This window comes from Cytobacillus oceanisediminis 2691 (genome assembly GCF_007678455.1).
GTDB classification, from domain to species: Bacteria; Bacillota; Bacilli; order Bacillales; family Cytobacillaceae; genus Mesobacillus; species Mesobacillus oceanisediminis_A.
Genome location: NZ_VEEP01000003.1, coordinates 373,584 through 389,075, shown reverse-complemented (window position 1 = coordinate 389,075; position 15,492 = coordinate 373,584). Strand labels below are relative to the sequence as shown.

The following is a 15,492-nucleotide window of genomic DNA, read 5'->3' as shown; positions in this document are numbered from 1 at the left end:
CGGATACCCTTTTTTATGATCTGGTTGAAATTTATTTAAGGTATTTTAACAGCAGCCGGGAGAGATAAAACCGATCCACCTGAGAATGTGATTTAATCCCTTAAAAATTCCAATCCATATCGTGTGTTTTTGTTAGTTTGAAAAAGGGCTCTTAATGAGTTCTTTTTTTCTTTTGCAATCGTTTTTTTTCAGGGTGCGGGGAAAAAATAAATTAGACTCAAGCCTATTATTGTAAGTTATTGAGCGATTACTGAGATGAAAATTTCATGCAAGTAAAATAACAAAGAAAAAAGAAGAGGAGACCATTAAATGGACTCCCCAACTATCATGAAACATCGTTTCCGATACTTCAGTTATTCTTTTCCATCCTCTAAAAACTTCTCCAAGGCTCTCTTGTTTTGCTCAAAATCAACCTCGAGCACTTCTCCAATCCCTTCATAACGTTCATTCTCGAAACTGCCGTCTTCAGGAAGGCGGATGGTTTGAATTTCTCCGGTTTCATTAGTCAGAATGTCTTTTCCGATGGTCAGGAGTGTGGATGTTTCAATATCCGTTTCGACATATGAACCTAGGAGATCTAACAGTTCGGGAAGCTTGGCCACGCTGTTAAGGCTTATGGCTTCATCTTTTAATTTAGAGACTACTTCCTGCTGCCTTTGGACTCGTCCGAAGTCGCTTAACCGGTCCTGGCGGAAACGGACATATCCTAATAGCTCTTCTCCGTGGAGCTGTTGTGTTCCTTGTTCGAGGGTCATACCGATGCCATCGGACATTTCATATGGAATGTCCACTTGAATTCCGTTTGGGACGAGGAGGTCGACGGCTTTTACGAAGCCTTTAAAATCGACGATAGCATAATGATGTATGTCGAGACCCAAATTCATTTTAATCGTTTCCCTTAGTAATTCCGGGCCTCCGAAAGAGTAGGCAGCATTTAATTTTTGCTGACCGTGTCCAGGAATGTTCACATACATATCCCTCATAAGTGAAATCAGTTTTACCTTATGCGTTTTTGGGTTGTAATGGGCAACCATGATGGAATCAGTTCGCGCTGCTTTTTCTCCGCGAGAGTCACTGCCTAATAATAGAACATTTACTTCTTCTTGAGTATTCTTCTCTCCTTGAAACGATTCTGCTTCGGCCTTTTTAAATGGTTGATTGAATGCTTGGTAAGTTCCTTCTATGTACTGATATATGGTAAAAAGCCCAACAGTAAAGATCGCAAGGATAAGCAGGGCGCCAATCACTCGTCCCCACCGGATTTTTCTGCCTCTTTTTTTCGTCACTTTAACACCACCCGGGTTGAACTATCTCTTTTTACCAGAAGGGCTATTATCCCATAAAAAGATTTCAGTTAGTGAAAGATTAGGTTACAGTTGTTTGAAATTCTGTTAACAATTTTGATAATAAAAAGGGTTAATACTGCAACGCATTAAAGATTTTTTGAAAAATCTATTGAATTTAGAAAATTCTTTTACTATAATACATATTAATTCCTTATTACGATACTAATGAAGCTAAAACATACTTAAATTAATATCTATATAATACAAAAGTACTAAAAAGGATAAAATATAAACAAACTATTACCGGAAGGAGGATAAGTTTTGAAATACGAAATAGATGAAATGGACAGGGGAATTATCAAACACTTAGCCAATGATGGAAGGATGTCTTTTTCTGAAATAGCCGCCAATCTTAATGTGACGGAAAAGACAGTCAGGCTGCGATATAAGAACCTAAAGGACAACGGAATCCTTGATGTAGTAGGAGTAGTTAACCCTGTAGCGATTGGGGTCAAAGCAGGAGCAATTATTCTTTTGAAGGTTCAGCCGCAAAAGATCAAGGAAGCCATCGATTCTTTGAAAGAGTTCAGAGAAATACGCTATATCACCTTGACGTCAGGCCCATATCCTCTATTGGTCCAGATTGCTGTACCAACACAGGATGATATAAACGAAACCATGCTTAAGATAAACGAACTTCCTTCTATCATCGAAATGAACAGTATTATCCAGCTGGATGTTTACAAAAATTCATATGAGTATTATTAGGAGGGGGCAAGATGATGCTTGATTTATTGAAAACACTGACAGGTCTCTCGGGACCTTGCGGTTATGAACATTCCGTATCCTATTTCTTGAAAGAGTACCTTGAGGAACGGACTGATCAGGTCAGCATTGACCCAATCGGAAATGTCATCGCCAGGAAGAAAGGGGACAAGCCTGGGCCAAAAGTTATTTTAACCGCGCATATTGATGAAGTGGGCTTTATGGTTAAAAAGATCGAGGAGAACGGACTGCTGAGATTTGAAAAACTAGGCGGAAATGATGACCGAACCCTTCTGGCGCAGCCGTTAACGGTAATGGGGTGTCAAGGATTGTTACCTGGACTGATTGGTACAATGTCCGCTCATTATGTGAAATTTGATGACCCTTCAAAACTTAGAAAACATCAGCAGCTTTATATTGATATTGGTGCTTCTTCACGCCATGAGGTCCTCGAAATGGGAGTGGAGATCGGAACGCCGATCACATGGGGAAGCGAATTCGTTGTCTTTGGACCTGAGTATGCACCCAGAGTAAGAGCGAAATCGTTGGACGACAGGGCAGGGGTTGCCGTCCTGCTGCAGGCACTGGAAGAAATCCAGGCAGAAAACTTTGCAGGAGAGCTGATATTCCTTTTTGCAGTACAGGAAGAAGTAGGGCTGAGAGGAGCGAAGACAGCTTCCGAACATATTAAAGCAGATGCAGCGATTGCTGTCGATACTACGGCTGTCAGTGATACACCAGAGGAGACAATGGACCAGAGTCTTGGTCTTGGACGGGGTACAGGAATCAAGGTAATGGACTTCAGCCTGATTGTACATAAAACCATGAAAGAGACGCTCGTGAATCTTGCAAAAGAACAGAACATTCCTTACCAGCTTGAAGTTTTCCCCGGTATCGGGACAGACGGCGGAGCAGTCAACTATGCCAACAAAGGGATTCCAACAGGTGTCCTATCCGTTCCTTCCCGTTACGCCCATTCACCTGTTGAAGTGGTGGATTTGGGAGATCTTGAGGCAACAAAAGACTTGTTAAAGGCGTTTATTTTGAATCTATCAGAAGAGCAGAGTTTTGAATTTTAATAGAATTATAGCTTTCATTTAACTTTAGTTATCGAAAAATTGAAAAAAGGGGAGAGGTTAAGAAAATGAAAATATTTATTTCCGCAGATATGGAAGGCATTTCAGGTGTTGCTACAAACCAGCAGTTAAAAACTCCGTCCGAATATCAGCGTTTCCGCAAACTGATGACAGCAGATGTGAATGCAGCAATCGAAGGCGCATTTAACGGAGGAGCTATGGAAATTGTTGTAGCAGATGGACACGGAAATATGTCAAATATCATCATTGAAGAGCTGGATCTACGCGCACGTCTGGTTTCCGGAAGCAATCGGGTCATGTGCCAGCTTGAAGGATTGGATGAGACCTTCGATGGCATCATGTTTGTCGGCCACCATGGACGCGAAGGCGGTTCCGATGTAACAGTCATCAGCCACACTTTGGCCGGAATCTGTGTCGAGGAAATGAAGGTTAACGGGAAAGTGGTAGGAGAAACGGAATTGAATTCCTATGTTGCCGGTTCCTTTGGCGTTCCTCCGCTATTCATCAGCGGCGACGACGCTTATGTAAAAGAAGTGCAGGAAACCCTTCCTGAAGTTGAAGGTGCGGTAACCAAAAGAGCGGTTGACCGTTTTGCTGCCGAATTGCTTCATCCAGAAGCTGCACGTGCAGAAATCCGTACAAAGGCAGAAGCGGCTGTGAAAAAAGCAAAGCAGGCGAAGCCTTTCACCGTGTCTGATGGTCCAGTTAAGTTTGATCTTAAATTTAAAGGCCCGCAGCAGGCAAAAATGACAACGACTTTGCCAACTGTAGAACTGACTGGCCCTAAAAGCATCCGCTTCACCTGCGATGACATGGTTACGGCCTACAAGCATATGTGGGGCTGCGTCATTATTGCCATGACTGCCACAAATGGAGTTCTCGGTTCAGTAAATGCTTAAATCTTAAAATAACGAGGTGAATGGAATGTACATAGTCAAAAGGCTCTTAACGATGCTTTTGACCATCTGGGTCATCATTACGTTAACATTTGTCATCATGAAATTTATCCCTGGGGATCCATTCGCGTCGGATGCAGATGTTCTGCCGGAGGAAGTTCTGCAAAATATCCGGGCAAAGTACAACCTTGATGAGCCGCTTCCTGTGCAATATGCCCTTTATATGAAAAATCTCATGATGTTTGATCTGGGACCATCAATTAAATCCCAGACACGATCCGTAAATGACATCATTCTTGATGGCATGCCGGCATCGGCCACTCTTGGGATTCAGGCACTCACTGTCGCAATGTTCTTTGGACTCATCCTGGGAATCATAGCTGCACTGAACCACAACAAACCGCTGGACTTTTTTGCGATGATGATTGCCATTATTGGAATTTCAGTGCCAAGCTTCATATTGGCGCCGCTTTTAATCAAATATTTTGCCGTGGAATGGCGAATGCTGCCAGTAGCGTCATGGGGAAGCTTCCAGCATAGTATTCTGCCGTCTCTTGCCCTGGCTGCTTCGCCGATGGCAGTCATCGCTCGCTTCATGCGTTCGAGCATGATCGATGTCATGAACCAAAATTACATTAAGACCGCAAATGCAAAAGGATTATCTACCGTACAGTTAGTCATCAAACATGGCATCCGCAATGCTATCCTGCCGGTCATCACGTTCATCGGGCCGCTGGCAGTCGTCTTGATTACAGGAACATTCGTTATAGAAAAAATATTTGCGATCCCTGGCCTGGGAAAATACTTCGTAGACAGCATCTTTAACCGGGATTACCCAGTAATCATGGGAACAACGATCTTCTTCAGTACCATACTTGTTGTGATCCTGTTCTTGATTGATATTTCATACCGACTGATTGATCCAAGAATTAAATTGACAAGCGGGGGGAAATAGCATGCAGCCTAAACAACTTGACAGAAAATTATTCGTACCCGTTTCTCCAGAAAAGAAAGTTCTCGACCCCATCCAGCGCCCATCACTGAGCGTATGGAAGGAAACACTTATCAATATCATGAAAAACAAACTGGCCATCCTGGGCTTGTCTCTTCTATTAGTGATTGTTTTCTTCGCGCTCTTTGGCCCGAAGATGGTGCCCTACAGCCCATCCGACCAGGATTTAATGAAGGGGAATATTGCACCATCCAGCTCTCACTGGTTTGGAACAGATGACCTTGGCCGCGATATGTGGTCTCGAACCTGGTATGGTGCAAGGGTCTCCCTGACAATCGGGTTTGTTGCCGCCTTGATCGACCTAATCCTTGGTGTTACCATTGGAGGAATTGCCGGCTACATGGCTGGACGCAGCAAAAAAGGCGACCGAGTCGATAACGCCATCATGAGAGTAATCGAAATTCTTTATGGAATTCCTTATCTTTTAATCGTCATTTTGCTGATGGTCATCATGGATCCTGGTGTGACATCAATCATTATCGCCCTGTCCGTTACAGGGTGGGTGAGCATGGCCCGCATTACCAGGGGACAGATTTTGCAGCTGAAATCGCAGGAATATGTCATGGCTGCCGAGAAGCTGGGAACTTCCCATGCGAAAATCATCCTGCGTCACCTGCTGCCAAACGCACTTGGAATCATCATCGTTAATCTGACTTTCACGATTCCACAGGCGATCTTCGCAGAATCGTTCCTGAGCTTCCTTGGGTTAGGTGTCCAGGCTCCATTTGCAAGCTGGGGAACGATGGCGAACGATGCTCTTGGAGTCATTTTAAGCGGCCAATGGTGGAGGCTATTCTTCCCTGGATTCATGATTTCCCTGACGATGTTTGCCTTTAATGCCTTTGGGGACGGACTTCAGGATGCATTGGATCCTAGGAATCGGAAATAGGAGGGAACAACTGTGAGTCACTTACTAGAAGTAAACAACCTCGAAGTGAATTTTAAAACATACGGCGGTGAAGTTAAGGCAGTCAGAAATGTTTCCTTCCATGTGGACAAAGGTGAAATTGTCGCCATTGTTGGTGAAAGTGGAAGCGGTAAAAGCGTGACTGTACAAACCTTAATGGGGCTGATCCCGACACCCCCAGGAATTATCAAAAATGGAGAAGTGCTTTTTGAAGGCAACGATCTCTTAAAACTATCAAAACGGGCAATGCAAAAAGTGAAAGGTTCAAAGATTAGCATGATCTTTCAGGACCCGATGACATCTCTCAATCCAACCATGAAAATTGGAAAACAAATTGAAGAGGGATTGCTTGTCCATCAAAATATGAAAAAAACGGAGGCGAAAAAGCGGGCAATCGAAATGATCCGCCTCGTGGGAATTCCAAACCCTGAAGAACGCTATAACCAGTATCCACATGAATTCAGCGGCGGCATGAGGCAGCGGGCAATGATTGCGATTGCCCTGGCATGCAATCCGGAGCTGTTAATTGCTGATGAGCCAACGACAGCATTGGATGTGACAATCCAGGCACAGGTTCTTGATCTGATGAGGGACCTGAAGGAAAAAACTGACACGGCGATTATCCTCATTACACATGATTTGGGCGTTGTGGCAGAAACAGCTGAACGAGTGATAGTCATGTATGCAGGAATGATGGTCGAGAGCGGTACGGTCCAAGAACTTTTTGAAAACCCGCGCCATCCTTACACATGGGGATTGATGGAATCAATTCCCGATCATACAAGCTCTGCAAAAGAGCGGCTCATCCCGATTGAAGGAACGCCTCCGGATTTGTTCTCGCCGCCGCCGGGATGTCCTTTTGCTCCTAGATGCAAATATGCAATGGAAGTTTGCCTTCAGGACATGCCTCCAGCATTCGAGACAGAGTCAGGGCATTATGCAAGATGCTGGCTGAACGATCCGAGGTCACCGAAAGTCGAAGATCTTGTCGCTGCAGGGAGGGAAACAACATGACCGAAGCAACCATTAAAGAGCCAAAAGCTACAGCTGCTGATACGCTTCTTAAAATCGAAAATCTAAAAAAGTATTTCACAATCCAAAAGGACAAGACAGTTAAATCTGTTGATGATATCTCAATTGAAATCAAAAGGGGAGAAACATTCGGACTTGTGGGTGAATCCGGAAGCGGCAAATCGACTCTGGGAAAAACCATTGTCGGTCTTCAAGACCCTACAGAAGGAACCATGTTTTATAACGGTGTCGATCTATCCACTATGGATAGAAAGGATAAAGCACTTGCGAATCGCGAAATGCAAATCATTTTCCAAGATCCGCACGCATCCCTTAACCCAAGGATGAGGGTAGGCGATATCATTGCGGAAGGAATCGATGCACATCGTCTTGCCCGCGGGCAGGAAAGGCAAAATCGTGTATATGATTTGCTGGAACGAGTCGGCCTTCGCCCAGAACATGCAAGAAGATACCCGCATGAATTCAGCGGAGGGCAGCGTCAGCGGATTGGGATTGCGAGGGCACTTGCGGTCAATCCAAAGTTCATAGTTGCGGATGAACCAATTTCAGCACTCGATGTTTCCATCCAGGCCCAGGTCATCAACCTTATGGAGGATCTGAAGGAGCAGGAGGGACTCACTTATTTGTTCATTGCCCATGACCTGGGAATGGTCAAGCATATCAGTGACCGGATCGGTGTCATGTATTTAGGGAAAATGATGGAGCTTGCCAGCAGCAATGACTTGTTCGCTGAACCGCTTCACCCCTATACACAGGCACTAATGTCTGCAATTCCAGTTGCAAAACCAGGTGCCGCGAAAAGGGAGCGGATCGTGCTTCAGGGGGATCCCCCGAGCCCGGTCAACCCTCCAAGCGGCTGCCGCTTCCGTACAAGATGCCCGCATGCGATGTCTATTTGTGCCGAGATAATTCCTGATTTCCGGGAAGTCAAAAAGGACCATTTCGTTGCATGCCATCTATATAACTAACATCTAGACAATTTCGAGGAGGAAAAACAATGAAAAAGCTGCTATCCATGATAGCTGCCCTTATGTTTGTCAGTTCGGTTTTAGCCGGCTGTTACGGCGGGGGCAACAAGAACACTTCATCAGATTCGGGTTCTAAAGGAAGCACAAAAGACATCAAGCAGGAACTTGTATTGAATGCAATGAGTGAACCGCCAGCGCTTGATCCGGCAATGGCAACAGATACAACATCCGGATGGGTGTTGGATCATACGTTTGAAGGCTTGTTCACAAAGGACAAGGATGGCAAGCCAGTACTTGGTACAGCAAAAGATGTGAAAGTATCTGAAGACGGAAAGACATACACGTTTACCATCCGTGATGATGCAAAATGGTCTGATGGTTCACCGGTAACCGCTGAAGATTTTGAGTACAGCTGGAAGCGTACACTTGATCCCGCGACTGGAAGCCAATTCGCTTTCTACCTTTATTACGTAAAGGGTGCTGAAGACTTCAACAAAGGAAAAGGTTCTGCTGAAGATGTTGGAGTAAAGGCAACTGATGAAAAGACTTTAGTGGTCGAACTGAATGATCCGCTTGGCTATTTCAAAGAACTTTTAACAATGTGGACTTTCTACCCTGTTAAAAAAGACCTGGTTGAAAACAACAAAGACTGGGCTGCAGGAGCTGAAGGGTATGTCAGCAACGGGCCTTTCAAAATGACTGCATGGAAGCATGACAGCTCAGTAGTGGTCGAAAAGAACGAACATTACTATAACAACAAAAATATCAATCTTACAAAAGTTACCTGGAAAATGGTTAATGATGCAACTACTTATTATCAGATGTATAAAACAGGGGAACTGGATCTTGTAACCACTCTTCCATCCGATGTAGTAGAACAGGAAAAGGAAAACAAAGACTTCAAGAACGTCCCTTACTTTGGAACATATATGTACATGTTTAATATCACAAAAGAGCCATTCACAAATGAAAAAGTACGGCGTGCATTCGCAATGGCTATCGACAGGGACGCCCTGACGAAGAATATCACAAAAGCTGGTGAAACACCTGCATACGCATTCGTGCCACCTGGTGTTGAAACGCCTGATGGAGATTTCCGTGATCAAGGCGGCAAGTACTTTAAAGAAGATATCGAAGAAGCGAAAAAGCTTTTAGAAGAAGGAATGGCAGAAGAAGGCTGGTCCACTCTTCCGGAAGTAACGCTTTTGTATAACACTGCTGAAAACCACAAGAAAATTGCAGAAGCTGTCCAGGAAATGTACAAGAAGAATCTTGGAGTGGATATCAAATTGGCTAACCAGGAATGGAAGACTTACCTTGATACTACGGACCAGGGTAACTTCCAGATGGCGCGCATGGGCTGGATCGGCGTTCTGCTTGACCCGGCAGTCATCCTTGATTACTTCCTTGGAGACAGCCCGAATAACCGTACAGAATGGAGAAATGAAAAATACGATAGCCTTATGGACCAGGCAAAAGCTGAACAGGATCCAGCGAAGCACTTTGACTTACTGCGCCAGGCAGAAGATGTGCTGATGGATGAACTTCCATTTGTTCCTGTGTATCATTATACGAACACATACCTGACATCCCCTAATTTTGAGGGCCTTGTCTACCCATATAACCGTTATCCTAACGTTAAGTGGGCAAAGAAGGTATCTGAGTAAAACACTGACTATGTATATTCCGTAACTATTTTGTGATATGGCAGGAAAAAACAGCCCCCTGTTTTTTCCTGCCATACAATTTTATCGAATAAGGAGGATGACAATGGGAAAGAAAATAACCGCCTTTCTATTCATCATGCTGGCATGGCTGTTAGCAAAACCAGTTCTTTCACTCTCGTGGCGGGAAGTCATCGATCGGTCATTCATGGTTGGTATTATATCCTTGTTAGTGGCAGCGGCCTTCCTGATTTTGAAAACTGGATTTCTGTCTTTGTTCATGAATGGTTTCAATAAACTCGGATCATTTATATCCCCAAAATCAAGAGCAATGGAACGTGAAGACGAAAGGGCAGCAGACAATGAAAAGTTAAAAGAGTTCAAAGGCAATCTTTACGGGAGAATTCTTATTGGTGCATTCTTTTTCGGGTTAAGTTCAGTCACTGTCTCTCTTTTAACATTAATTGTATATTATTAACCCTGACTAGCTTTAGTAAAAAGCGGTCTTTTTCGTTTTAAACAAAGTTAACTTCCCTTTGTAAAAGGGCGCTTTTATTGTAGGCAGCAGACAGACCGGATGTTATGATTTGCTCTTTGGCAACAGACTTATAGGGAAGCTTAACCTTAAGTGGTCTTTTAAATGGCGAAATTGAAAGGGTGACAGTTCCCTTGTCTAACCAATTGGCGTGGATTGGTTTTTCCCCAGCAAATGAGAATCGCTGCGGAAACCCATCCCGGTAAAAATAATGCTCAAGTTCTTTTGGCGTTCCAGGTTCATTGAGGCAAATGTACAATGAGAGATTATCGCAGAATTTTAATAGATTTAAATGGAAAGTGAGGACCGGGTCATGTGTAATCCTTAAGTCTTTCAGCAAGAACTCCTGTCTTTGTTTTTCCTCGTTCCAAAAATTCTTTCCTATCGTGCTTGTCGCATCTTCAAGGAAGGAGGCATAGTGGAGGCTGCATAGTAAGCCGGCGTATGGATCCATTTGCACGACTTCATCGATCCCTCTTTTGTAAAAGTCAAGCTTTGGGCTGCCCGGGTAATCCATGAATGAATAGGGCTGCTCTGTTTGTTCGTTCCATAATGGGTCTTTGTCAGGTTCAATCCAACATCGATCATGCTCTCGAACAGCGAGAACCACAGAGTCCTTTCTGTCTAACCCCTCAAAATAATCATCTCTCCAATTTATAGCCGTTTCCATAGAAATCCTGGCATGGTCATGCTGGGCAACCATGATAAAATCCTTTTCCCGTTCGTGAATGATCATATCATTCTCCCCTTAATTTATTTGGAAAACTACTAAAATTTAAGTGTTTATGGTATATCAAAAATAATGATATACTTTTTATGGATAAGATGCTCGTGTTAGTGTTATTGAAGTATATTCCCTGTCTATTTTGATCCTATAATAAGGCATATGTTACTGTGCTTGTTTATACTACTAATAAAGAAGCCTATTTTAATAATCAATCACTGTATACTCCTTTTGGCAACTAGACTTTTTTAGAAAAGGAAGTTTCTCATATGAATGTAATTCAAAAGCTTTTTTCAAAACAAAAGAAAGTGAAGATTGAATTTTGCCAGCGAAATTTAGAGCAGTTTTTAAAAGAAGAAAATTACGCTGAATATAATGAGTTTTTGAGTCGCAAAAATGTGAATTATAAGGAGTTCGAATGCCAAAGCAGATGTAAGGAATGCCGGTTGTCTCCGTATGCGATGGTGGATGGGGAGTTTGTGACTGCAAATAATTCCGGTGAATTGCTTAAGAAAATGGCTCAATATTTAGATTGAAAACTGCTTAGGGACATTGATAAACCGTTCCAAGATTAAATGAATATAGCGAAAATGGCACAACAAATGGCGTGGAAATTGTCCACGCCATTTTTCCTTTTATGCCCGCCAGTAATGTTGAAGAAGGAAAATAATTACACAATGTAGAACATGTAATGTATTGGAAAAGGATGTGATTGTTATTAAAGCAGTGATTTTTGACTTTGATGGTACACTTGCTGATACATTACCGGTATGTTTCGTGGCATTTGAATCTGTGTTTAGGCAATTTGATAATCGTGAGGTTAACTCGGAGGAAATTAAGGCAATGTTCGGACCCTCAGAGACTGGAATTATCCGTGAAAACCTTAATAATAATAATTATGATGAAGCTATTGAATTATATTATGAAATATATCGAGATCGACATGAAAATCTCGTTCAGAATAATGAGGATATAAACACTTTACTTAGAAGATTAAAAGCAAACGGGTATAAACTTGGGATAGTGACCGGGAAAGCAAGAAGAAGTCTCGACATATCTTTAGATTATCTAGGGTTAAATGAATTTTTTGATGTAATCATTACAGGCGATGATGTCGAGTTTCCTAAACCTCACCCAGAGGGAATTTATAAGGCATTGGAATTTCTAGACGTGTTACCAAACGAGGCTGTTTTCCTGGGAGATAGCGACGCTGATATTCTTGCCGGTAAAAAAGCGAATGTACTTACGGTTGGAGTTCAATGGCTGCCAAATTATCAGACTGCCGAATTTAATGTCCAGCCAGATGAAGTTTATAGGAGTATAAATGATTTCATTTCTTCTTTTTCAAAAAGGTTAAGTGGAGTTAAGGTTGACTAGCTGCCGAATCAGGTGGCTTTTTCTTATTGAAATTAAGGGCTTGTTAGTTTAATAATTAGTAACTATATTAGGAGACGGGGCAGGATAGCATAAAAAGAAATTGAATAAATAGGTAGTATTGTTCCAAATAAGAATTGTTCAATAAAGAGTGATTAATAGGGAGCTAAAAAATGAAAAATAAAAAAAGAAATAGAGGCGGCTTTTTTAAAGATACCCTAATTGAACTAATTGGTGAGGTCGTTTGGAACATCTTAATGTTTATACCAAGATTGATAATTCGCTTAATAAATAATATTTTGTGAAGCAGTTAGTCAAACTTGGAATATGGTGCTGACTATGAAAAGAACAATAATTTTTATAAAAGCAGGTGCGTTGGTCTTGAATCTAAATGGTGTTAGTGGTTTAATTTTAAGCCCTGCAGCTACTGATATTGATATTGAAATAGTAGAAAAAAGGTTAAATACTACACTTCCCATTCCATATAAAGAATTATTACGAGCTTCTAATGGTTTAGTAACTAATGAGGGAATAATCATTTATGGTACTGATGACATTCTTGAACGTAATGAAGCATGGGAAACAGAGGAGTATGCGCCTGGTTTTATCTCTATCGGAGATGATAGTGGTGGAAGAGTTTTTCTGTTGTCACTGAGTGATAAAGAGGAAATATTAATTGTAGATTCTGGAGACATGATTCCTGATCATGCAGAATTAATTTCAACAAATCTAAATGAATGGGTTAATATTGGTTTGAGAATTGATTTAAAAGAAACATCTTCAAATATTGATTGGTCAGAAAATTGTAAAATAGTTGTAGTAAACATTCAAGACGGAGGATTAAGAGACTTAATTAAAATTAAAGCGATATTGGGATTAAATATGTCTACATCTGAATTACTTAAGATGTCTAAAAGTTTACCATTTGTACTTACACAGGAAATTCCTTATGGTAAGGCAAAGAAATTAATTGAGGAATTGGGAGATTTAAAATTAAAACTAGAATTCCTTTGACTTTTCAACTAAGGATAGAGCATGTACCAGATTAGAGATGCTTAAAATGTCTTTTTTTCAAAAGAGTTTTTTAATTAAATTACAAAGGAGGCGAAAAGATGATTATTTTGCATTGTTTGACCAAAAGTAATTGGGATAAAATTAAGGAAAACTCCTATTACGGCAAAGAATCAATTGAGGCTTTTGGTTTTATTCACTGTTCTTCTATTGGAAATTTTTGGAGAGTTGCTCCTAACTTTAAAGATATTGATGAACCTCTGTTGCTTCTTTGCATTGACTCTAGAAAAGTTGAAGCAGATATTAAATGGGAAGATGATGAAAATAGTGGTAGAAAATATCCACATATTTATGGTGAATTAAATGTTGATTCAGTTGATTCAGTGTTGCCGTTTCTAAAAAACGATCAAGGGGATTTTATTCTAAACAAAGAATTGGAACAACATATTTCTGTTTAAGCTAAGCGGTAGTTTGATCATGAGAGGATTAAAGGCCATTTTATCCGATCTGTTATTAAATAAACGGGGCAAGAATGTTAAAGAATGAAATAAAAATGTGCTTATGTCTAAAAAGATCAATTATATTTCAGGACTGAAAATATATTAAATTAGAAAAATGGCGTGTCAAAACTGATGTCAGTTTGCACGCCATTTTCATTGTCATTTAGTAGATATGCACCTTAAAACGGAACGGTTTTGAATCTTACCCGAGCAGTTTTCTTATCCTATTTAGATGTGCTGGTTTTATCAAAATGTTTAAGTAGCTCTGACAGGACCTGGCTGTAGCTGTAAAGGCGTTCCTGGATTCTGCCTGGGTAGGCGGTTTCGATGAAAGTGAGCGTGTCGTTTTCTGTGTGCCAGACACCGCCATATTCCATCGTCTGTTCATAGCCATCTAATTCGCCAATCTCCCAATTAGTAGATTCAAAGTAAGCGAATGGGATACCAAGCTTATTAAACGGAGCGTGGTCGCTCCAGTCACCTGTTGTTCCTGCCGGATAGTGTTCATTCAGACCTGGATTTATGCCGATATCAAGCTTTCTTTTTTCTGCAATGTTCAAAGCTTGTTCCCTGATAAAACCTGCATCATCTGCGCCGCCATGGACATACATTTTGTCGCCAACAGCAAGACTGTCGAGATTGATCATTCCAATCGTATTGTCAATTTCGGCTGCTGTCATCTGGCTTGCATAATAATTTGAACCATTCAAACCGCCTTCCTCAGCTCCGAAAGCGATGAAGACGATGGTATATGGAGTTGATACCTTTTGCAGGACCTGTGCTGCTTCGAGCATCACTCCAACTCCCGATGCGTTATCATCTGCCCCTTTGCCAGTCTTAACTGAATCATAGTGAGCGCCAACGATAATTTGTTTAGGTGATTGACCTTGTTTGATTGCAATCACATTTGAGGATGAGAGCGATGTACCCCTCTTTGTAAAAGAAAACTCCTGTACATCAGGGTTGTAACCCGTATCTTCAAATTGTTTCTTAATATATTCTTTTGCCAAACTTTCTCCCTCGGTACCTGTCACTCGGCTGCCTATTTCTTCAGATAAGTACTTGGTATGTTCGTAGGCGAGTGTTCCAGACTTATGTACGAAAGACGGGGCATACGCCCAGGCGCTTCCTGTGGCAGAGAATAACAGTACGAAAGCAGCTAGAATGGACCAAATGGACTTCTTCATAGAATTTCCTCCTTTTATATAAAAATACAACAATACGCATAATTATAAATTAACTACATTCATATCAAAACGGACTATTTTCCTAGATTTGTATAAATTTGCGGCAAAAAGCATATTTTGTTTTGAGGGAGGGGAAAACTTGAAATTTAAAATGCAAAAAGCCAATCTATTGGCTAATCAAATAAGGGGTTTTTCCGACTTTGTTCAAAAATGCTATCAGGAGAAATCCGGATTGATTTTAAATCACGATAAATTGTATCAGGTCAGGTCATGGGTAGAAGAGTATAAATTTCAATTGCTGGCTGCTGAACTGAAAAGGATCAATACGTTTGATTGGGATGAAAAATACACTTTATTGCTGGTGGGCAGGTTCAGTAAAGGATTCAGTATTATCGAACGCTATGTTGAAAATAACTCTGATGATCTATTTATTTTGACCGCTCGAATGCATATCTTGAAACATTGTCTGAAGTGGTTTAGTCATGAACATCAACCAAAATAGGAACACCGCACGGAGGGACTCTCGTGCGGTGT

Annotated in this window: 17 protein-coding genes; 14 read left to right on the top strand and 3 right to left on the bottom strand. The window is 41.4% G+C overall.

The genetic code is table 11. The annotated features are described in order from the left end of the window. Positions 1-353: 353 nt before the first annotated feature. Positions 354-1,286, bottom strand: coding sequence for an LCP family protein (locus tag FS736_RS08390; RefSeq protein WP_144475921.1), 933 nt, complete (start codon positions 1,284-1,286; stop codon positions 354-356). A 321-nt stretch (positions 1,287-1,607) separates the two neighbouring features. Between FS736_RS08390 and FS736_RS08385 the strand changes: the two genes are divergently transcribed. From FS736_RS08385 to FS736_RS08345, 9 genes are all read left to right on the top strand, one after another. Continuing rightward, complete coding sequence (locus FS736_RS08385) at positions 1,608-2,054, top strand: Lrp/AsnC family transcriptional regulator (protein WP_144475920.1); 447 nt, start codon at positions 1,608-1,610, stop codon at positions 2,052-2,054. 11 nt (positions 2,055-2,065) lie between these two features. Beyond that, positions 2,066-3,130 (top strand): M42 family metallopeptidase, encoded by a 1,065-nt coding sequence (locus FS736_RS08380; protein WP_260983561.1) that lies wholly within the window; start codon positions 2,066-2,068, stop codon positions 3,128-3,130. Between the two features lie 65 nt (positions 3,131-3,195). Then, positions 3,196-4,047, top strand: coding sequence for a M55 family metallopeptidase (locus tag FS736_RS08375; protein WP_144475919.1), 852 nt, complete (start codon positions 3,196-3,198; stop codon positions 4,045-4,047). Positions 4,048-4,072: 25 nt separating this feature from the next. Further along, positions 4,073-4,999: an ABC transporter permease gene (locus tag FS736_RS08370; protein ID WP_144475918.1), complete on the top strand. Its 927-nt coding sequence runs from the start codon at positions 4,073-4,075 to the stop codon at positions 4,997-4,999. A 1-nt stretch (position 5,000) separates the two neighbouring features. Beyond that, positions 5,001-5,945: an ABC transporter permease gene (locus FS736_RS08365; RefSeq protein WP_144475917.1), complete on the top strand. Its 945-nt coding sequence runs from the start codon at positions 5,001-5,003 to the stop codon at positions 5,943-5,945. 12 nt (positions 5,946-5,957) lie between these two features. Beyond that, entirely contained in the window at positions 5,958-6,977 is a 1,020-nt protein-coding gene (locus FS736_RS08360) for an ABC transporter ATP-binding protein (protein WP_144475916.1), read from the top strand. After that, positions 6,974-7,963, top strand: a complete 990-nt coding sequence (locus FS736_RS08355; protein WP_144475915.1) for an ABC transporter ATP-binding protein — start codon at positions 6,974-6,976, stop codon at positions 7,961-7,963. The genes FS736_RS08360 and FS736_RS08355 overlap by 4 nt, the downstream gene beginning before the upstream one ends. Positions 7,964-7,992: 29 nt before the next feature. After that, complete coding sequence (locus FS736_RS08350) at positions 7,993-9,630, top strand: peptide ABC transporter substrate-binding protein (protein ID WP_144475914.1); 1,638 nt, start codon at positions 7,993-7,995, stop codon at positions 9,628-9,630. A 103-nt stretch (positions 9,631-9,733) separates the two neighbouring features. Next, entirely contained in the window at positions 9,734-10,105 is a 372-nt protein-coding gene (locus FS736_RS08345) for a DUF3899 domain-containing protein (protein WP_186326726.1), read from the top strand. Between the two features lie 37 nt (positions 10,106-10,142). Here the strand turns inward: FS736_RS08345 and FS736_RS08340 are convergent, their stop codons facing one another. Continuing rightward, a complete protein-coding gene (locus tag FS736_RS08340) occupies positions 10,143-10,898 on the bottom strand; it encodes a DUF3891 family protein (RefSeq protein ID WP_144475912.1) in 756 nt (251 codons plus the stop codon). Between the two features lie 257 nt (positions 10,899-11,155). On the opposite strand from FS736_RS08340, the gene FS736_RS08335 reads away from it, so the two are divergent. The 4 genes from FS736_RS08335 to FS736_RS08320 all read left to right on the top strand — a co-directional run bounded on the left by FS736_RS08335 (position 11,156) and on the right by FS736_RS08320 (position 13,729). After that, entirely contained in the window at positions 11,156-11,422 is a 267-nt protein-coding gene (locus tag FS736_RS08335) for a DUF1450 domain-containing protein (RefSeq protein ID WP_144475911.1), read from the top strand. 160 nt (positions 11,423-11,582) lie between these two features. Beyond that, positions 11,583-12,263, top strand: coding sequence for an HAD family hydrolase (locus tag FS736_RS08330; RefSeq protein ID WP_395883506.1), 681 nt, complete (start codon positions 11,583-11,585; stop codon positions 12,261-12,263). A 336-nt stretch (positions 12,264-12,599) separates the two neighbouring features. Continuing rightward, positions 12,600-13,274: an SMI1/KNR4 family protein gene (locus tag FS736_RS08325; protein ID WP_144475910.1), complete on the top strand. Its 675-nt coding sequence runs from the start codon at positions 12,600-12,602 to the stop codon at positions 13,272-13,274. Between the two features lie 98 nt (positions 13,275-13,372). Continuing rightward, positions 13,373-13,729 carry a DUF952 domain-containing protein gene (locus FS736_RS08320; protein WP_144475909.1) on the top strand — a complete coding sequence of 119 codons (357 nt, stop codon included), beginning with the start codon at positions 13,373-13,375 and terminating at the stop codon, positions 13,727-13,729. 266 nt (positions 13,730-13,995) lie between these two features. Here the strand turns inward: FS736_RS08320 and FS736_RS08315 are convergent, their stop codons facing one another. Further along, complete coding sequence (locus FS736_RS08315; protein ID WP_144475908.1) at positions 13,996-14,958, bottom strand: M20/M25/M40 family metallo-hydrolase; 963 nt, start codon at positions 14,956-14,958, stop codon at positions 13,996-13,998. Between the two features lie 139 nt (positions 14,959-15,097). On the opposite strand from FS736_RS08315, the gene FS736_RS08310 reads away from it, so the two are divergent. Further along, positions 15,098-15,460 (top strand): hypothetical protein, encoded by a 363-nt coding sequence (locus FS736_RS08310; RefSeq protein WP_144475907.1) that lies wholly within the window; start codon positions 15,098-15,100, stop codon positions 15,458-15,460. Positions 15,461-15,492: the final 32 nt, after the last annotated feature.